Genomic DNA, 19991 nt, shown 5'->3' with positions numbered 1-19991 from the left:
CGGCATCGGACTAGGGGGGTCTGACATGCAACCACGCGAAACCATGCGCGATCTGCCGCGCATCGTCCAACCGTTCCTCACCTGGGTCACCGGGGTGCCCTTGGCCGGGAGCAAGCCCCGGGTGCTGTGGCGCCCGACGCTCGCCCTGATCGCCGGCGTCGTCCAGACCGCCGTCGGCGTCGCGATCGGCGTCGCCGGCCTGAGCCTGCCGGTCTACGCGGCGGTGCCGCTCGTGGTGCTCTCGTGGCCGGTCACCGCCGGCGGGATGCGCCGCCTCGACGTCGTCGTGGTCCACCAGACGCTGCACAAGATGTTCACCCGGTCCACCACCGGGAACCGGATCGTCAGCGAGATCATCACGACCGTCCTCTGGCGACCGCCGTTCGACGGCAACCGCCAGGAACACCTGGTGCACCACGCGTTCCCGTGCTCGCTGCGCGACGGCGACACGCTCTACCTGCGGGACACGGGCGCCCGCCCGAACATGACCAAGAGCGAGTTCCGGTCCTACATGGTCCGGGCCCTGTTCTCGCCGCGGCACCACTGGGGCTTCTTCTCCGGTCGGGTCAAGGCCAACTTCTCGCCGAGCACGCCGCCGTACCGGCTGGTGATGTCACTGGTGTGGCTGGCCGCGACGGTCGGCCTGCTCGTCGCCACCGGCTGGTGGTGGCAGTGGCTGCTGCTCTGGTTCGTGCCGGTGACGTTCTTCTTCCACAACCAGACGCTGCTCTACACGTTGAGCGAGCACCGGTGGTGGCTGTTCGACAACGCCGAGCGGCTCACCAAGGCGCAACGCGACCAGCTCACGTTCGGCCGCTTCTGCGGTGAGCCCGCACCGCGCGTCGAGGACGCGGGCGCGCTGCGCCGGGTCGCGGCGTGGACCGGCTGGTGGCTGCGGATGACCCTGGTGTACGCGCCGTACCGGACGTGCATCCTGGTCGGCGACACGGTGCAGCACGACCTGCACCACGTGCGTCCCAAGTGCGACTGGGCGAACTCGTCCTGGGTGCGCAACGAGGACCTCGCCACCGGCGACGCCGACCGCTACTTCGAGGCGTGGGGCGGACTGCTGACCCACGTGTACGTCGGCAACAGCGTCCAGGACTGGGAAGCGGACCGGTCGACGGCGCTCTCCGCGACGAAGGCCGGGGGCTGACGGGTGGATCACGCAAGGAACAGGGTCCTCGTGGTGGACCGGACGGGTCGCGGGCACGCCATCTGCGACCTGTTCGTCCGGACCAACCCGGACGTCACCGTCTACTACGGACCCGGCTGCGACGTCGTGGAGCACGACCGGATCGTGCCGGTGCCCTCGATCTCGGTGGCCGACCCCAGGACCGCGCTGGACTTCCTGGCCACCACGCCCGTCGAGTTCGTCCTGGTGTCGCACATCGACGCGCTGTGCGCGGGCTACGTGGACGAGTTGCGCGAGGCGGGCCACGCGGTGATCGGCCCGACCGCGGCCGCGGCGGAGTTGGAGTCGAGCAAGGCGCGCGGCAAGGAGTTCTGCCTCGACCACGGGATCCCGATCCCGGAGTTCGGCGTGTTCACCGACGCGGCCGAGGCCAGGGCGCACATCCGGGCGCTGCCGCACCAGTGCGTGGTCAAGATCGACGGGTTGACCCCGAACGGCGACGGCTCGGTGGTCTGCTCCACCGCCGCCGAGGCGGAGGCCGCGGTCGACGCGTTCGCCGCGGCGGGCGGGCCGCTGCGGCTGGTCGTGGAGGAACGGCTGACCGGTCCGGAGGTGTCGGTCTTCGCGCTGCTCGCCGGCGGCACGGCGATGATGCTGCCGTTGGCGCTGGACTACAAGCGCGCCCTGGAGGGTGACGCCGGGAAGAACTGCGACGGGATGGGCTCGGTGGCGCCGCACCCGGCGGACAGCCCGGCGTTGCGCGCGGAACTGCGCGCGGCGCTGGTCGACCCGCTGGTGCGCGGGCTGGCCGCGGAGGGGTTGGACTTCACCGGTTTCGCCTACGTCGGCGCCGTGCTGACCGACCGCGGCCCGGTGGTCATCGAGATCAACGCCCGGTTCGGCGACTCGGAGGCCGAGGTGGTGCTGCCCGGTGTGGTCAGCGACTTCACCGGCTTGTGCCGCGCGGTGCTGGCGGGCGAGCTCGACCGGCACGACCTGGCGGTCGACGGCCTCGCCCGGTGCTCGGTCGCGCTCGTGCAGGGCTGCCTCGACCCGACCGACCCCGAGGCGCTGCCCGGCTGGCCGTTCGGCCCGTTCGCGGACCGGCAGCCCGTGCGCGGCCTGGACAAGGTGGACCCGTTGCGCGCCAAGGTGTTCCACGCCGAGATCGCCCGGGACGCCGGTGGTTCGCCGGTGACCCGCGGCGGCCGGGTGGTCCACGTCGTCGGCGCGGGCGCGACCTCGGCGGAGGCCAGACGCCGGGCCTACGAGCAGGTCGGGCACATCGAGTTCGCCGGCATGCGCTACCGCGCGGACATCGGCGCGGTGGGCGCGGACCGGGGTCGGCCGCCGGCCGGCGACGACCAGGGCAGGTCCGCGGTGGCGGGCCTGGCACCGATTCTCAGCCAGGGGTGACCGGATTTGGCTAGGCAACAGGCCTTCGTGCTCTTCGAGCTGATGAACGCCATGGTCGTGACGGCGCGCGAGGCCAAGGCCAGGGGGCACCGGGTCGTCGCGCTCAACCACGACCCGCTGCGCGACTCCGGTCCCTTCGCGGTCGCGGACGGGCTGGTGGACGAGGTGGTCCACGTCGAGTCGTGGGCCGACCAGGCCGAGGTCGACTCGGTGCTCAAGGACGTGGCGAGCCGCTACGAGGTGGTGGGCACGCACAGCGTCTTCGAGGCCACGCTGCCCGCCCAGGCGGCCCTGCGCACCGCGGCGGGCCTGCCCACGACGAGCGTCGCCGACGTGCGGCGGGTGCTGGACAAGGCGCGGGTCCGGGCGAAGCTCTACGCCGAGGGCCTGTCGACGTTGAAGTCCGTCCCGCTCGACGTGGCGCTCGGCTGGACGCGCTGGGAGTTCGACCGGGCCGCGGTGCTCAAACCGGTCAACGGCACCGGAAGCGCGCTGTGCTTCGAGGTGTCCACGACGGCCGAGCTGCACGACGCGGTCGCCCGGGTGCACTCGGTGCACGTGGTGAACCCGTTGATGCGCGAGTACATCTTCGCGAACGGCGGCTTCGTGCTGGAGGAGAAGGCCGAGGGCGAACTGCTGTCGGTCGAGTCCATGGTGCACCGGGGCCACGTCGGGTTCGTCGCGCTGACCGGGCGCTACGTGCTCGCGGCCGACCCGGTGGTCGAGCAGGGCACCCAGATCCCGTACCACCACCCGCACCACGACGCGATCGTCGCCCGGACCGAGGCGGTGCACCGCAGTCTGGGCATCCACCACGGCGGCACGCACGTGGAGGTCATGGTGGACGACGACGGGACGGTCGAGCTGATCGACTTCAACCCGCGGTCGGCCGGATTCGGCTCGCCGGTGGCCACCGGCGCGGCCTTCGGCATCGACTACGGCAAGGTGTTGACCGACATCGGGTGCGGTATCGAGCCCGACCTGTCGTTCGCGCGGCGGGACTCCGGGTTCGCGGTGGAGATGGTCGTGCTGCCGCCGCCGGGCGCGACCGAGTTCCGCAGCATCGAGTTCCCGTCCCACTGCCTCGCGCCGCGGGCCACCAAGAGCCCCGGCGAGCGGTTGACCGGACGGGCCGACCAGCTGGACGCCATCGGCATGTTCATCGTCACCGGCGCCACCGCGTCGCAGGCGCACGAGGCGGGTCTGGCGGCACGGCGCGAGGTCGTCTTCAACGGCGCGCGACTGGGCGACAACCCCAACAACTCGGTGGCGTACTCCACGTTCATCGGCCAGGACCTCCCGTCACCGTTCCCCACCCGGAACAGCGATGGGTGAGCAGAGGAGAGGCGCATGAGCCAGACCGCGGACCTGTCCGCCGACCTGTCCGTCGGGGTGGCCGCCGGGGTGGCCGCCCGGGAATCGGAGGTGCGCTCCTACTCGCGGTCGTTCCCGGCCGTGTTCGACACCGCGGGCGGTGAGTTCCTGCACGCGCCGGACGGCACGTCCTACCTCGACTTCCTGGCGGGCGCCGGCTCGCTGAACTACGGGCACAACCCGGAGTTCATCAAGCGCGAGCTGATCGCCTACCTGGAGCGCGGCGGCGTGACCAACGCGCTGGACCTCGTCACCACCGCGAAGTCGGAGTTCCTCGACACCTTCGGCTCGGCCGTGCTCGCACCGCGCGGCCTCGACTACCGGGTGCAGTTCTGTAGCCCCTCGGGGACGAACGCGGTCGAGGCCGCGTTGAAGGTCGCCCGGCTGGCCACCGGGCGGGACACGGTGGTCGCGTTCAGCGGGGCGTTCCACGGCGTCAGCACGGGATCGCTCGCCGCGACCGGGTCGGAGTACTTCAAGCGCGGCTTGTACGCCACGCTGCCGAAGGTCGTCCACGTGCCGTACCCGGACTCGCCGCTCGGCGCGTTCGACAGCCTCGACCTGCTGGACAGGGTGGTCCGCGACCCCAGCTCGGGGGTGGAGAAGCCCGCCGCGGTGATCGTGGAGACGGTGCAGTGCGAGGGCGGCGTCTACGTCGCGCCGGTCGACTTCCTGGTCGGCCTGCGCCGGTGGTGCGACGAGCACGGGATCCTGCTGGTGGTGGACGACATCCAGGTCGGCTGCGGGCGCACCGGCGGCTTCTTCTCGTTCGAGCGCGCGGGGATCACCCCCGACCTGGTCACCCTGTCGAAGTCGATCAGCGGTTACGGGCTGCCGATGGCGCTCGTGCTGATGAAGCCGGAGCACGACGTGTGGCGGCCGGGCCAGCACAACGGCACGTTCCGCGGCAACCAGCTCGCCTTCGTCGGCGCGACGGCGGCGATCAGGCGGTACTGGTCCGACGGCCGCGAACCGGACTTCGCCGCCGAGGTGGCCCGCAAGGGCGCGCTCGTGGAGGAGCACCTGCGGCGGGACGTGGTGGCCCGGTTCGACGTCGCGCTCCGCGGCCTCGGCCTGATCTGGGGTCTGGACCTGCGCGGGTCGGGCATTTCCGCGGCCAAGGTGTCCCGGCGCTGCTTCGAGCGCGGGCTGATCGTGGAGACCAGCGGCCGCGACAGCGAGGTCGTCAAGCTCCTGCCACCGCTGACCATCGCCGACGAGCAGTTGCGGCGCGGGCTGGAAGTGCTGGTGGACGCCATCTACGACGAGTGGGGCGACGGTCCCCGCGTGACGGAGGACGACGAAGCATGACCGCCGGGAACGGGTCCGAGCCGGGCACCCTGCTGATCATCGGCGGCCGGTTGCAGGCCGTCGAGAAGGCCAAGGCACTCGGGTTGCGGGTGGTGCTGCTCCAGCACAGGGAGCGGCTGCAACCCGGGCAGGCCGAGGCGGCCGACGCGCTGCTGCTGATCGACTACCTGGACTGGGAGCTGACCCGGCCGATCGTGGTGGCCGCGCACGAGGCGTACCGGTTCACCGCGGTCGTGACGCTGGTCGAGCAGGCGACCGAACTGGCCGGCCGGATCAACGACGTGCTCGGGTTGCCGGGCACGTCGTACGAGGTCGCGCGGCGGTTCCACGACAAGCTCGGGATGCGCGAGCGGCTGCACGCGGTGGGCTTCGAGTCCGTGGCGGCCGCGCCGGTGGCGAGCGCCGAGGACATCCGGGCCTTCGGCTCCCGGCACGGCTACCCGGTCGTGGTCAAGCCGACCGACGGCACCGGCAGCCGCGGCGCCGCGCTGGTGGACGCGGAGCAGGACGCCGAACCGGTGTGGGACCGGCTGGCCTCGCTGCGCGAGCGCGGCGACCTCCCGATGGCGACGTTCTACCCGCTCGGCGAGTTCATGGCGGAGGAGTACGTCGAGGGCCCCGAGTACAGCGTCGAGAGCTTCTCCTTCAAGGGCAACCACGTCGTGCTCGCGGTCACCGAGAAGACGCAGAGCGGGTTCACCGAGGTCGGCCACGCCCAGCCCGCGCCGCTCACCGGGTCCGACGAGCGGGCGGTGGTCGACCACACCGCCGGCTTCCTCACCGCGATGGGTCTGCTCGACGGGGTCGGCCACACCGAGATCAGGCTCTCGGCGGACGGGCCGCGGATCATCGAGGGCCACGACCGGGTGGCGGGCGACCGGATCATGGACCTGGTCGAGGCCGTGTACGGGGTGGACATCGAGCGGTACGCGGTGGGGTGGCCGACCGGTCGGCTGCCCGAGATCGCCGAACGTCCCGCGCCGCGGGGCGCCGCCGCGACCCGGTTCCTCACCGCCGAGCCGGGGGTGGTCGCCGCCGTGCACGGTGTCGAGGAGGTCCGCGCCCACCCCGGTGTCCTCGACCTCGACGTGTCGGTCGCGGTCGGCGACGTCGTCGAGCGGATGGACGACAACTTCGGCCGGCACGCGCAGTTGCTGGTGACCGCGAAGGACACCGCGAGCGCGGTGGAGCTGTGCGAGTCGCTGCTGTCCAGGATCCGCGTCGTGCCCCGCGCCGCGACCGACTGAGCACGGAAGAGGGCGGAAACCACCGTGACCGACACACCCGCACCGGAAACCGTCTGGGCGAAGCTCGGTGTACCGAGACTGACCGGCAACACGAAGTTCGTCGGCGCGACCCTCATCGACAGCGTCGGCACCGGCCTGGTGCTGGCGTTCACCGTCGTCTACTTCGCCAAGACGACCTCGGTGCCGCTGGCCGTCATCGGCCTGGCGATCACCACCGCCCGCCTGCTCGCGCTGCCGGCGGCGGTGGTGGCGGGCCTGCTCATCGACCGGTTCACCGCGCGGCGCACCGCCACGTGGGCCAACCTGCTGTCGGTGGTGGGCTACCTGGGTTTCCTGCTCGCCGACTCGGTGTGGAAGATCGTCCTCGTCACCTTCCTGGTCCAGGTCGGGCACACCACGTACTGGACCTCCAGCGGCGGTCTGGTGGTCCTCGCCGCGCCGAAGGACCTGCGGACCCGGTGGTTCGGCTTCCTCACCGCGTTGCGCAACACCGCGATGGGGCTCGGCGGCGCGCTGTCCGCGTTCGCCTTCGCGCTGGGCGACACCGACGGCCTGCGGCTCATCGTGATCGGCAACGCGGCGAGCTACGTGCTGGCCGCGACGCTGCTGCACCTGTGGCACCCGGTGCGGGCCGACGAGCCGCCGGCCGCCGACACACCACCGGTGGAGGCCGCCGAGCCCGCCCGGGGCGGCTACGCGACGGTGCTGCGCGACCACGCCTACACCGTCCTGATCGGCGTCAACACCACGCTGGTCTTCGCCCAGATGCTGATCAAGGTGCTGCTGGCGATCTACATCGTCGAGGCGCTGGAGCTCGACGCGTGGATCGCCGGCGTGCTGATCGTGGTGAACACCCTCCAGGTGTCGCTCACCCAGACGCTGGTCGCCCGGCAGGCCGAGCGGTTCCGGCCGACCCGGGTGATCATGGTGGCCTCGCTGCTGAACGCGCTGGCGTTCGGGCTGTTCGCGTTGATCTACACGACGCCCGACTGGCTCACGTTCGTCGGGCTGTTCGTCGCGATGGTCGTCTTCACCGCGGGCGAGACCGTCGGCTTCCCGCCCATCGACACGCTCTCCGTGTCGATGCCGCCGGACCACATCAGGGGTCGCTACCTCGCGACCTACCAGATGTCCTGGGCGCTGGGAGAGGTGGCCGCACCCGCTCTGCTGACCTTCCTGCTGGGCCTCGGCCCCGTGCTGCCGATGCTGTTCCTGCTCGTCCTGAGCCTGCTGGCACTGCCGCTGCTGGCGAACCTCGAACGGCGGACGGGCCTGCGGGCGGCGCGAACGTGACCGTCCGAAGAGGACGGTCGAGATCCCATTCCGACAGGAGTCACCAGTGAAAACCGTGGTAGTGATCTCAACCCGCGGGTTCGGCGTGTTCCGGCACGACCTGCTCGTCGACCCGGACGGGGTCCGGTTCGTCGGGATCTTCTCCGAACGCGACGCGGTGAACGTCGGTCCCGTGGAACGCGCGTACTTCCACGCGATCCACGTGGTGCCCGGCGGCGCGATCAACGAGTCCAACAGCGAGTCGTCGGTGGTGGACGCCGAGGCGACCAGGGCCGTGCTCCGCGAGATCGCGGACGACCCGGGCACCGGCGTGCTGACGGTGCACTCGTTCGACGAGCGCAACATGCTGCTGACCGGCCGGCTGCGCGAGGAGTTCGGGCTGCCCGGCCCGACCCACGACGAGCTGCTGCCGTACCGGGACAAGTGCCTGATGAAGACCAAGCTCGCCGGCACCGGCCTGCGGGTGCCCCGGTTCGCCCACTTCGACCCGGAGGCGTTCCGGTCCGACGCGAACGCCTACTTCGACCGCATCACCGCGGACGTGGGCCTGCCGTTCGTGGTGAAGCCGGTCGACGCGGCCTCGGCGGACGGCGTGTACAAGGTGTTCGCCCGCGAGGAGTTCCTCGCGCTGCCCGGCGAACTGGGCCGCGCGTACGAGTACGAGGAGCACATCGACGGCACCATGTACAGCGTCAACCTGGTGTCGAAGGACCGCACCACGGTCTTCGGCGGCGTCACCGAGTACCTGGTGAACTCGACGGAGGTCCAGCGCGGCCGGGTCAACGCCGACATCAACCTGATCGACACCGACCCCCGCGTGCCGCGGATGATCCGGTTCACCGAGACGGTGCTCGACGCCCTGGGTTGGCTCGACGGCGCGTGCCACCTGGAGCTGTTCCACACCAAGGACGACGAGTTGGTCTTCCTCGAGGTGGGCGCCCGCTTCAAGGGCCTCGCGGGCCTCGCCGCCATGCAGCTGAACTACGCGGTCGCCCTGCTCAACCTCGCCTTCGAGATCGAGGCCGGTCTGGAAAGCCGCCCGTGGGACCAGGAGCAGGTCTACTGCTTCGACGCGGTGATCCCGAAGCGCCCCGGCGTCGTGGCCCGGCTGGTGGAGCCGGACGTGACGAGCGAGTTCGAGATGAAGTGGAAGGCCGTGGAGGGCGGGGAGATCCAGAAGGGCGAGTCCCTGGTCGACAACGGCGGCACGTTCCTGGTGTGGAACTCCGACTACGACCAGCTCTACCGCGACTTCGAGAAGTTGGCGGGCTACACCCCGATCCACTACCAGGACGAACAGATCTGAGGTCGGATCGTGCGGCAGAGGAACACGTCGGAACACCTGGACACGGCCGAGGTCAGGTCCGCGGTGCGCGCGGTGGTCGAGGCGGACGACTTCGACAACTGGCTGCTGGAAATCCCGGAACACGTCCTGATCCAACTGGCGGCACCGCTGGAAATGCTCCAGTTCCAGTACTACCTGACCCCGCCCCAACCCCGACACCTGATCCGCGCCGCGCGGGTGTGCTGCGAGGCGGTGGACGGCGACCTCGACGGCTGCCCACCGGACATGGTCGCCGCGTTCACCAACCTGATCGCGGTGGTCCTGGACTGACTTCGGCGGACGGCGTGCCGGCGACCGCCCGGCACCCGTCCGACCACGCGACGGGGCGCGCCCGATCGCGCTACCGGCGCAAGAGCGCGATCGCCGTCACCGCGATCGCCGTTCCGGCGCGGTCTCGACGTCGGATCTGCGAGCGCTGAGCCTCGACTGCCCGCCCGTCGTGCAGCCGGCGCCCACGACTGTCAGGGTGGACCCGACCGCGGGCCATTCGGACGCGCCGACGACCAGGTCGGAGATCAGGACGCGGTCCACCACGCCGATCTCGCCCGACGGGACGCGAACCCGGAGGCCGTGGGGCAGGTGGGCCACCACGACACCGTCCACGACCGCCCACCTCGGCAGCGGACCGTCGGCCTCCCCCGTCGACACCCGCGCTCGGTCGGGCATCACGTCACCAGGACGAGGTCGCCCCGGCGCGTGACGACCGAATCCCGCCACGTGACCGCCTCGACGATCTCCCGAGGACCGAGCACGCCCGCCTCCAGCACGAAGTGGAGGGCGAACGGGGTGTCGTCCAGCGGAAGGCCGTCCAGGTCGGTCGAGGCGTTGGCCCGCTCGGCGCCCTGGCACAGCACCGACGCGAAGACGCCCGCGAAGGGTGTCGACAGGACCGTGTCCGCGGATCGCACCACGACCACCACGTCCGCGTCGCCGTGCCAGTCGCCGTGCAGGTCGCCCAGGCAGTCCACCACCGCGTCCCAGTTCCGGCCGAAGTAGCCCGGGAACGTCAGCACGCGGGCGAACTCGGCGAACAGCTCCGCCTCGGACCGCATCACCGCGCCGTCCAGGTGTCGGACGACGCCGCCTGCTTCCTCGAAGCGCGCCAGACCGGCCGCGACCGAGGGGTCACCCGGCCGCGCGATCACCACCCACGGCGGATCGGTGCTCGCGAAACCGGGGACTCCGTCCTCCGTCATGTGCTCGGCCCCACGTAGTAGAACGTCCGGTAGTGGTCCGGAGTGTAGTAACTCGGGCCGGGGCCGCCCCTCGGCGTCACCAGGCGTTCCGGGCCGCGGATCGGCCGGCCGCAGACCACGCACGTCGGCAGGCTCGCGGTGAGGTTGACGTCCCACTCCCGGTACTTCCCGCCGGGGAGGGTGTCGCGGTTGTTGCCCCAGCCCTTGTTGCCGATGTACCCCGGCACCTGCCCGATGCCGCCCTCGCGGGAGTTCACCATGGCCAGCATGTCGTGCGCGCTCTGCGGCGCGGGACCCTCGAACACGCCCAGGGGCTCCGGGCTTCCGGTGTCGCCGCCGTGCACACCGCAGAACGGACCGGCGGTCGAACCGTCGCCCGAGTTGTGCACGAGGACGTCGTCCTCGCCGACGAAGAACGTGTGCACGCCCTCGACCGTCAGGTTGAACACCGTCCGGAACGCCGAGTGGTCACGCGTGCCGACCACCGTCTCCGTGCCGCCGGTCGCGGTCACCAGGTGGTCGCCCGCGGCGAGGTCGCCGGCCTCGACCCACCGGTCACCCGTCCAGAACGGGTGGTTGTCGGTCGCCGTCAGCACCGACCGCCCGCCGAAGTCCACCGACACCAGGTGCTTCGACCCGCTGCCGACGATCACGTCGAGGACCGCGGCGTCCCGGGTCACGCCGGTCACCGGATCGGTCGCCCGCACCCGGTCGCCGACCCGCACCTGCCCGATCGGGCGGTGCGTGCCGTCCGCCATCAGCACGGGGGTTTCCGGCGTGAAGCTGTTCGGCGCGCAACCCTGCGCACCGCCCGCCTCGCGCACCGCGGGCTTGGCGCCCGGCACCGGCGCGACCGGCGCGCACGACTGCACGGTGGCGTCGACGCCGGCACAACCGCCGCCGACCGGTGGCGCGCTGACCTCGGCCAGGCACGACGTGAGCGTGCCGGTGAGGCCGCACCTGCCGGTGGCGCCCGGTGCCGCCCACCCCTGGTCGGTCGTCCCCGCCCACGGGAGGACACCGCCGGTCCAGTCGCCGGAGACCCGGAACGGGTCGACGGTCGGCGCCCACCAGTACTGCCACCCGTGCGACCACGCCGTCATCCGCCAGCCGGTGTCCGAGATCCGGCCGTTCGACCACCCGGTCACGGTGTCCGACCACGTCTGGCTGTAGTTGTCCAGCCGCACGTACCGGCGGGTCGACGTGTGGTAGGTCGACCAGGTCGACCAGGACCCCACGAGCGACAGCGTCGTCTGGAACACGACGTGCGGCGGTGGAGGCGGTGGCGCGGTCGTCGTGCCCGGTGGCACCGGCACGGGTTTCGGTGTCGGCGGCTTCCCGGGCGTCTGCACGGTTCTCCCGGTCGGCGTGTTCACCGGGTCCGGACAGCCGCACCAGAAGATCTTGCCGCCGACCAGCGGGCGGAAGTAGTCCTTCTCACTCGCGTCGTAGAGGACGTCCGGCAGCGGGCCGAGCAGCCACTTGACGCCCTCCATCAGCGCCGCCGCGCCCAACCCGACGGCCCACTCCGGCGCCTCCGCGCCCAGGATCGAGCCGAGCACCGCCGCGGCGAGGGGCTCCGCCAGCGCCTTGTCGTACACCTTGTCGATCAGCGTTTCGACCAGCTTCTCGACCAGCGCGTCGCCGCCCGAGGAGTAGAACTCGATCAGGTGCCTCTCGCCGGTCACGAACTGGTGCTTCTGGCTGCGGCTGAGCACCGCGAACGGCGCCCACTGCATCGCCAGCTGGTCGGGCGTCGTGTACTGGTTGGTGGCCGTGTTGCGGTAGCCGACCTCGCACGCGCCCCCGTTCTGGCACACCATCGGGTAAGGCTTGTGCCCGTCCGGGTCGACGTTGCTCGTCGGGTTGGCGTCGCCGTAGGCGTACCGGTTGGCCACGTCCGCCGAGTCGCGCGAGACGAACGACCCGGTCGACGGGGTGTACCAGCGGCTGTCCATGTACACCCGGCCGGTGGTCGGGTCCGTCCAGTCGCTCTGGAAGCCGCGCGCGGACTGGTCGCCCGTGCTCGCGACGCGCGCGCCGAACGGGTCGTAGGAGGTCGTCCCGCGCAACGGCCTCGGCGCGGCCGACGTCTGCCCCACCGGGTTCCACCCGACCACGTCGCCGTGCGGGTTGGACACCGGCACCGCCGACTCGCCGCCGACCCACGAGGCGACCAGCCTGCCCGCCGGGTCGCGCCGGTCGAGCTGCCCGAGCGCGTTGATCGCGTCGCGCTCGAACCCGACGTACCAGAACTCCCCCGCGCCGCGCGACGTCACGCGACCCAGGGCGTCGTAGCCGTAGCCCACCCCGCCGTCGGACACCAGCTCCTCGAACGCGGAGAACGTCGACGTCGAGGTCGACCCGCCGGCGACGGCCGTCGAGAGCAGACCGCCGCGCGGGCTGTAGCCGTACGTCCGGTTCGTCGTCTGTCCACTCGCGACGGTGCTGGACGAGGTGAGCCGGTCGCGCTCGTCGTAGGTCCACGAGCCGGTCTGCACCGGGGTGCCGCCGACGACCGTGGTCTCCTTGGTGCGGTTCCCGTTGGCGTCCCACGTGTAGCGCCGCTCGGGCGCGCCGTCCTCGGGCGTCCACGACGTCAGCCGGTCGGCCTTGTCGTAGGTGTACGTGCCGCCCGACGGCGGGCCGACCTGGACGTCGTTCGACGTGAGGTTGCCCCGCGAGTCGTAGCCGTAGACCGCGCGGAAGACGTCGGCGCCCGCGGCGTTCGTTGCGGCGACACCGCTGACCCGGCCGCGCCCGTCGTACTGCCACCGCGTGGACACGCCGTTGGACAGCGACGTCGAGTTCAGCGCGCCGGTGAGCGTCGAGTAGTTGTAGGTGCTCGTCGTGCTCTGGAGCGAGTCGGCCAGCGTGGCGATCTGCCCGTCCGGCCGGTAGCCGACCGTCGTGGTCGCCCACGGGTCGCGCCGCACGGTCATCGCGCCGTTCGCGTCGTACTCGAACGTGCTCGACGTGTGCAGGCCGACCGACGACAGCAGCGAACCCCGGTCGGAGTAGGTGAAGTCGATCGTGCCCGCCGGGTTCGTCGCCGAGGTCATCCGCCCGGTGAGGTCGTAGCCGAACGAGCGGGTGGTGTCGGCGACCCCGCCGCCGTAGCCGTGCTCCGCGGTACGCCTGCCGAGCGCGTCGTAGGTCGAGTCGACCGTGACGCCGCCCGGCTTGACCAGCTTCGTCTGCGCGCCGGCCCGGTCGTAGGTCGCGGTCCAGCGCCGGTCGGACACCGCCGGGTGGGCCGTCGTCGACGGTTCGGTGATCGTCTCCGGCAGACCGATCGTGTTGTAGGTCATGACGGTCGACCGGTGGTTGCCGTCGGTGCTCGACGTGACGTTGCCCAGCACGTCGTAGCCGGTCTGGGAGGAGAGCACGGTGCCGTCCGGCAACGCTTGCGCCGCACCGGTTTCCCGGCCGAGCATGTCGTAGAACGTGCTGAGGTGGGTGTCGTTCCACCGCGCGGTGACCGTGTTGGGCACGTTGTGCGCGTAGGTGGTCTCGTCCAGCACCGCGCCGCCGGGCGCGAGGTGCCGCGTCGCGGTCACCCGGCCCGGCTCGTCGTAGTCGGTGACGGACGCGCGCCCGGCGGGATCGGTGACCTTCGTGGTCCGGCCCGCCACGTCGTACTCGTAGGCCGTCGGGTTGGTCACGCCCGGCGCCCACACCTTGGTGACCCGCCCCGCCTTGTCGTACTCGGCGGTGTGCCGGGCGCCGCTCGGCGACACGGTGGCGGTCACGTTGCCGACGTCGTCGTACTCGTAGGCGGTCGTGTAGCGCGCCGAGCTGCCGTTCGGTTGGCGCACCACGGAGGTCGTGGCGACCTGGCGGCCGAGGCCGTCGTAGGCGAACTCGGTCCGCGCGCCGGTCGGCCCGACGACGTGGGTCGACTGGCCGGCGTTGTCGTACCCGAACTCGGTGACCGGTCGGCCCTGGCCCGCGTCGGGTTCCTTGACCCGGAACAGCAGACCCGCGCCGTTGTACTCGTACTCGGTGACCCGGTTGTCCGGGTCGGTGCTGCTGATCAGGTCGCCGGCGAGGTTGTACGCCCGCTTGGCCACCGGGTACAGCACCGACGAGGAACCCGGCGGGGTGTAGCCGGGCGCCCGGGTTTCGACCTGGCGGCCGGCGTCGTCGTACAGCGTCTCGGTGACGTTGCCCTTGGCGTCCTTGACGTGCGTCCGCTCGCCGAACACGTTGTAGCCGAACGTCTGCGTCGGTCGCGCGGTGACCGGGGCGCCGCCGTTCTCCTGCGCCTGCACCTGCGGCGCGGTCGTCTTCGTGAGCCGGCCGAGTTCGTCGAAGGTGTTGTCGTAGGTGACCTGGGCCGGGTCCTCCCAGTCGATCTTGTGGCCCTCCGGCGGGACGACGCCGACCGGCAGGCCGCGCTGGTCCCTGGTGTAGCTCGTCACCTGCGAGGACTGGGTGGTCGAGCCGACGACCTCGCAGGTCGGCGGACCCAGGACGGCCGGGCACCAGCTCGACTCGACGGTTTTCCCGCCGCCGCTCAGCACGATCCTGGCGAGCTGACCGCGTCCGTTGTAGACCCGGTGCGCCTTCTGGTCGAGACCGGTGGCGTCGAGCGTGGTGTCGACCAGCTTGCCCTCGCCGTCGTAGTACGAGTCGAGCCGCCGCACGCCGCCGGTCACCTCGGAGGTGACCCGACCGGCGCCGTCGTACTGCCGGGTGAACAGCGGCACGTCGCGCAGGCTGCCGTCGGGCTGCCGCACGGCGAGCTGCGTCGCCGAGGCGAGCTGGTCGTCCCAGGTGTAGTCGAACCTCGTCTTCCGACCGAGCGCGTCCGACTGCTCGGTCAGCCGGCCCGCGACGTCGTAGACGTTGCGCGTGGCGAGGGTGACCGAGCCGGTGACACCGGACTTGCGGGTCTCGACCACCCGGCCCCGGACGAACACGCTCTCGGTGACCCGGTTCTCCGGCGTCGTGACCCGGGTGACCGCCCGGTCGTAGGGCAGGCCGTTGGGGAACAGCGGCAGCAGCGGGACGCCGTCGTACCAGACGCCGTCGAGGCCGAAGGTGTAGGTGGTGACGCCGCCCGCCGCGTCGACCACCCTGGTGACGCGGCCCGCGTTGTCGTACGAGGTCTCGGTGGTGCGCTCGCCGGGCCGCCGCTCGAGGGTGATCAGCGGGCACTGGTCGGTCGAGCCGCTCTCGACGGTCCGCACCACGAAGCCGTCCCGGTCGTACACCCGGCACACCCGGCGCTGCGCGGTGCTCTGGGTGACCAGGTTGGTCGTCGGCGGGTGCAGTTCGCTGACCACCCGGCCGATCGGGTCGACGTAGTACCGCGTGGTGATCCCCGCCGGGTAGGCGTTGGTGTACTCGATGACGTGCGTGCGACGGCCGAGGTTGTCGTAGTCGTAGACGTCGCGCTTGCCGTTCTGGAGCCGGACCTGGCTCAGGTCGCCGTTGGCGTTGTAGTCGTAGGTCGTGGTGACGCCGCCCTCGACGGTCGTGCGCGTCAACCCGGCGGGCATGGTGCCGCCACCGCTGCCACCGCGCCGCGAGCCGACGGCCGCCTCCGCGCCCGTGGTGTAGGTGTAGGTCGCGCTCGCGCCGTTCGGGTTCTCCGGGGTCGGGTTGCCCGTGCTGCGGGTCAGCCTGCCCTGGGTGTCGTAGCCGAACTGGTCGTAGTTGAGGGCGTTGTCCTGCCTCGGCGTGATCGACAGGTATTTCATCCTGGTTTCGCCCGCGGGCAGGCCGGGCACCTCGTCGTACTGCGACGTGTGGGTCACCTGGGTCGACGCGTCGCGCATGGTGAAGCGGCCGTTCTGGTTGCCGTAGGCGTCCCAGGTGGCCTCGAAGCCGTTGCGGTTCTCGTCAAAAAAGCCGTCGAAGTGGCCGTTGACCTCGTTGTAGCTCCACGACCGCGTCGGGCCGTTGTGCGTGAAGGCCCCGCCGGACTGGAGGGTGCGGAGGCGGTTCAGCTCATCGAAGCGGTAGGTCTGGTGGTTCTGGGCCACGTCGCCGGTCGGGAACCCGGCGGAGGTCCGGTAGCCGGCGTTGGCCTCCAGCATCACGCCGCCGAGCGAGTTGTACTGGTTGAGGTAGTCGTCGTAGTAGGCCGGGTTCGCCTTGGCCATGCTGATCAACGTCGTGGAGCCGTCCGGCAGGTCCGCGTGGATCGTGCGCGAGTCGAACTTGTTGGACCACGCCTGGGAATCGCTCCAGCCGCTGTCGTTGGGCTGCTTCACGGTCCGGTTCTCACTCGACCTGCGCCACCAGTTCTGCACGTCGGCGCCGGTGTTGTAGCCGACGATCTCGCCCAGCGGGTTGGTCACCGACGACAGCGCGCCGCACGAGTAGCGGTAGGTCCAGCGCGGCACGTCCGCGCCCGCGAACGGCGCCTCGGTGGCGATCTCGCCGATCATCGGCGGGATGCCGGCGGCACAACCGTTGCCCTGGTTGGTCGTCCAGGAGACGGTGAGGACGCGGCCGGACGGCTGGTGGGTCACCGTCGTCACCTGGCCCGCGGCGTTGCGGCCGAACACGATCGAGCCCTCGCCCGCGGAGGCGATCGAGCGCAGTTCGCCCGCCGGGCCGTAGGTCAGCACCTCCTGCGCGGACTCCCGCAGGGTCACGACGCCGGCACCGTCGATCGACAACCGGTTCGTGGAGCCGGTTTCCGCGCGGGTCACCCAGCCGGCGCCCTGCCGGCCGAAGATCTCCTGGCGGCCGTCGGGGTAGGTGACGGTCATCAGCTGACCGTCCTGGCTCTGCTGGGCGGAGGCGTCGAACATCGACATCCAGCCGCGACCGAACGCGCCCGCGGTGTTCTTGGCGCCCGTGGAGTAGGTGCGCTGCACGCGGAGCGGCAACCCGGTGGCGTTCACGGTGGCGTCGGTTTCGCTGTGCAGCCAAATCCCGTACGGCAGCACCACTCCGGCGATGGTGACCATGCCGAGCCCGGTGCCCACGGTCCGCCAGGCCTCCGGCGCGGGGACGACCGCGGTGACCTGGTTGGGCGGCGCCCAGCCGACGGCCGGGGTGGTCTTGTTGCCGTCGCTGACCCGCGCGGACCAGAAGAAGACGTCGTTCCAGGCCAGAACCCCTTGCGGGAGCGGGTACCCGGTGCCGGTCTGCCACCCCGAGGTGTGGCAGGACTGGGTCAGCGCGGCGTCGCGGCACACGGTGAACTGGTAGGACAGCGCGCCACCGGGCCACTGGTCGACGTCCGAGCCGGTCACCGACAGCGTGGGCATGCGGGTCGTGACGGTGCCGTAGTTCGGCGGCAGCTGGAGCGTGAGGTTCGGCGGCTGGTTCTGGATCGTGTACCGGATCGTCATGGCGCAGACACCGTTGGCGGAGAACCACCCCAGGCCGTCGACGTAGACGTCCCACGCGATCCGCCACGAGCCGGGCGCGAGCTGCCCGATGGTCGCGGTGACGGTGGTGGACTGGTTGCGCGCCAGGAACGGCACCGGCGTCAGCGGGTAGTTGCCCGGTACCGCGACACCGGCGTCGGTGAACAACTGGTAGCCCAGGTAGGTGTGCCCGGCGAGCCAGGTCTGCGACCCCAGGTTGGTGAGCCCGACCCGCGCCGTGCCGGCGGTGGTGTTGGTGGGCGTGGTCAGCAACGCGCCGTCGCCGTAGCGCGCGAACCACTGTTCCGTCCCGATGGGCGCGCAGGGGTCGACGTTCGCCACGACCTCGAACCGCCGGGGGCTCTTGCGGTCCTCCCCCGCGACGGCCCGCACCGGCGCGGCCGCCTCGACGGTGGCCGCCTCCTGCCGCCCGACGGGCGTCGTGCTGTGCCTGGCCTTGACCCGTTCGGCCTCCTCGGCCTGCGCGGTCCGCACCTTGTCGAGGACCGTCCACCGCGGATCGCCGGCGGGCGGGTCGGTCGCGGGAGGAGGGTCGGCGAGCCCGGTGTCCCCACCCGACACGGCCGTCTGGGGAACACCGGTGGTGGCGGCGGCGCCGTCGACCCCGACGGGGAGGTCGGCGAGCGCGGCCGGTGGCGTGATCGGAACCACCAGACCGAGGAAGAACGACACCACGATGCCGATGCGAGTCATCCGTCTGCTCGCCAAGCGCCTGCCCGCCACACGTCCCCCCAGAACGCCGGATTGCCCTGCCAGGCGGAAGTACAACCGCCGTTGGTCTCGGCAGCGACACGACCGGCTGAACGGGGAGCGAACCGGACCGGAGGATTTGGGTACACCCCGCTTGGACTGTTCTTGGTGGACGCAGAGGAATTGCCCCATCCGGCCCCGCGTCGCCCGCCGGGTCCGGCAGGCCGGGGTCGGTACGAGGAGTCGGTGCCGGGCCGAGTCGGGCGACCACACCACGATGCGCGTGTGGTCCTCCCCCGGGTGGGCGATCGGCTCGCCGACCACCCGATCCCCGTGCTCGCCCGCGTGCGACGCGGCCGGACCCACTCCCGGCGGACCGGGCCGCACGAGACCCCGTCGGACTCGTGCAGCCCTCCGCCTCGACCCTCCACTTCAGACTATCCACAATGGAGTGTCGAGGCACGTTCGACGTCCGCGTCACCGCGCCGCGCGGTACTCCGCCACGGCCCGCTCCGTGTCCACCGCGAGCAGGTGGTGGTTCAGCGCGATGCCGGCGGCCGAACCGGCGCCCACCGCGTTCGCCAGCTGGGCGCTCTCCGACACCACGTTGCCGGCCGCGAACACGCCCGGCACGCTGGTGCGCCCGCCGGCGTCGACCACCACCCAGCCGTTCTCCGCCGCGCAGCCCAACCCCGTGAGCAACCCGTCCCGCGGCACGAACCGCGGTCCGACGAACACGACGTCCCGCGGCTCCGAGCGGCCGTCGGCGAACTCGACGCCGCGGACGCGACCGTCCCGTTCCACGACCCGCGCCACCTCGCCGTCCACCACGCGGACACCCCGGGCCGCGAAGCGCTCGCGCTCCTCGTCCGAGAGCACGATCCGGTGGGGGAAGAACACCACGTCCGACGACCACAGCCGCACCAACCCCGCCTGGTGCAGGGTGAACGGCCGGTTGTCGCCGCCCAGCACGCCGATCGCCCGGTCCCGCACCTCGTGCCCGTGGCAGTACGGGCAGTGCAGGACGTCCGAACCCCAGTGCTCCCGCACCCCGGCCACGTCGGGCAGTTCGTCGCGCAGACCCGTCGCGACCAGCACCGCGCGCGTGGTCAGCGCGCGCCCACCCGCCAACCGCACCCCGAACCCGCCGTCCGCGTCCCGACCGACCGACTCGACGCGGTCCTCGACCACCTCGCCGCCGTACCCGGTCACCTCGGCGCGCCCGGTCCTCACCAGCTCGAGCGGCGCCATGCCGTCCCGGGACAGGAACCCGTGCAGGTGGTCCGCCGGCGCGTTCCGCGGCTGACCGGCGTCGACCACCACCACCGAGCGCCCGACCCGCGACAGCACCAGCGCGGCGCTCAACCCCGCCACGCCGCCACCGACGACGGTCACGTCGTACCCCATGTCGTTCCCCCTCGAGTCGTTCCCGCGCCGGAATTTCCGGTTGCCCCCGCGGCCCACGGGAAAAAGCGCTCCGACATTACCGGACTCGGCACGTTCTCCGGCACGGTGAGGCTCGCGGGGGCCGGGGGGGGGGGGGGGGGGGGCCCCGGGGCCGCCCCCCGGCGCCCGCGCCCGCGGGGGGGGGGGGGGGCAGCCACCACAGAAAAAGATACCCCACGAGCA

The 19991-nt window shown here is 71.6% G+C and carries 12 protein-coding genes; 8 read left to right on the top strand and 4 right to left on the bottom strand.

What is annotated here, in order from left to right:
* Positions 1–25: 25 nt before the first annotated feature.
* Genes AB0G50_RS31355 through AB0G50_RS31320 form a run of 8 tightly spaced genes read left to right on the top strand, consistent with a single transcriptional unit; the run spans position 26 to position 9391 of the window.
* Complete coding sequence (locus AB0G50_RS31355; RefSeq protein WP_360115942.1) at positions 26–1156, top strand: fatty acid desaturase; 1131 nt, start codon at positions 26–28, stop codon at positions 1154–1156.
* Between the two features lie 33 nt (positions 1157–1189).
* On the top strand, positions 1190–2551 hold the full coding sequence (purD, locus tag AB0G50_RS31350) for a phosphoribosylamine--glycine ligase (RefSeq protein WP_360115940.1): 1362 nt from the start codon (positions 1190–1192) through the stop codon (positions 2549–2551).
* A 6-nt stretch (positions 2552–2557) separates the two neighbouring features.
* The gene (locus AB0G50_RS31345; RefSeq protein ID WP_360115937.1) at positions 2558–3886 is read left to right on the top strand and encodes an ATP-grasp domain-containing protein; all 1329 of its coding nucleotides are present in this window, start codon (positions 2558–2560) and stop codon (positions 3884–3886) included.
* Between the two features lie 15 nt (positions 3887–3901).
* Positions 3902–5236, top strand: a complete 1335-nt coding sequence (locus tag AB0G50_RS31340; protein ID WP_360115934.1) for an aspartate aminotransferase family protein — start codon at positions 3902–3904, stop codon at positions 5234–5236.
* Positions 5233–6483 carry an ATP-grasp domain-containing protein gene (locus AB0G50_RS31335; protein ID WP_360115932.1) on the top strand — a complete coding sequence of 417 codons (1251 nt, stop codon included), beginning with the start codon at positions 5233–5235 and terminating at the stop codon, positions 6481–6483. The genes AB0G50_RS31340 and AB0G50_RS31335 overlap by 4 nt, the downstream gene beginning before the upstream one ends.
* 24 nt (positions 6484–6507) lie before the next feature.
* Positions 6508–7776 (top strand): MFS transporter, encoded by a 1269-nt coding sequence (locus AB0G50_RS31330; protein WP_360115930.1) that lies wholly within the window; start codon positions 6508–6510, stop codon positions 7774–7776.
* A 46-nt stretch (positions 7777–7822) separates the two neighbouring features.
* Entirely contained in the window at positions 7823–9082 is a 1260-nt protein-coding gene (locus AB0G50_RS31325) for an ATP-grasp domain-containing protein (protein ID WP_360115927.1), read from the top strand.
* Between the two features lie 9 nt (positions 9083–9091).
* On the top strand, positions 9092–9391 hold the full coding sequence (locus AB0G50_RS31320; RefSeq protein ID WP_360115924.1) for a hypothetical protein: 300 nt from the start codon (positions 9092–9094) through the stop codon (positions 9389–9391).
* Between the two features lie 96 nt (positions 9392–9487).
* Here AB0G50_RS31320 and AB0G50_RS31315 read toward each other — a convergent pair whose 3' ends face one another.
* The 4 genes from AB0G50_RS31315 to AB0G50_RS31300 all read right to left on the bottom strand — a co-directional run bounded on the left by AB0G50_RS31315 (position 9488) and on the right by AB0G50_RS31300 (position 19769).
* Positions 9488–9787 (bottom strand): hypothetical protein, encoded by a 300-nt coding sequence (locus AB0G50_RS31315; RefSeq protein ID WP_360115921.1) that lies wholly within the window; start codon positions 9785–9787, stop codon positions 9488–9490.
* Entirely contained in the window at positions 9787–10317 is a 531-nt protein-coding gene (locus AB0G50_RS31310) for a barstar family protein (protein ID WP_360115918.1), read from the bottom strand. Before AB0G50_RS31310 ends, AB0G50_RS31315 begins: the two co-directional genes overlap by 1 nt.
* Positions 10314–18365 carry a polymorphic toxin-type HINT domain-containing protein gene (locus AB0G50_RS31305; RefSeq protein WP_360115915.1) on the bottom strand — a complete coding sequence of 2684 codons (8052 nt, stop codon included), beginning with the start codon at positions 18363–18365 and terminating at the stop codon, positions 10314–10316. Before AB0G50_RS31305 ends, AB0G50_RS31310 begins: the two co-directional genes overlap by 4 nt.
* A 474-nt stretch (positions 18366–18839) precedes the next feature.
* Positions 18840–19769: an NAD(P)/FAD-dependent oxidoreductase gene (locus AB0G50_RS31300; protein WP_360115912.1), complete on the bottom strand. Its 930-nt coding sequence runs from the start codon at positions 19767–19769 to the stop codon at positions 18840–18842.
* Between the last annotated feature and the right edge of the window lie 222 nt (positions 19770–19991).

The organism is Actinosynnema sp. NPDC020468, from assembly GCF_040642015.1.
Lineage (GTDB): Bacteria > Actinomycetota > Actinomycetes > Mycobacteriales > Pseudonocardiaceae > Actinosynnema.
This window is presented reverse-complemented; position numbering and strand designations above follow the sequence as displayed.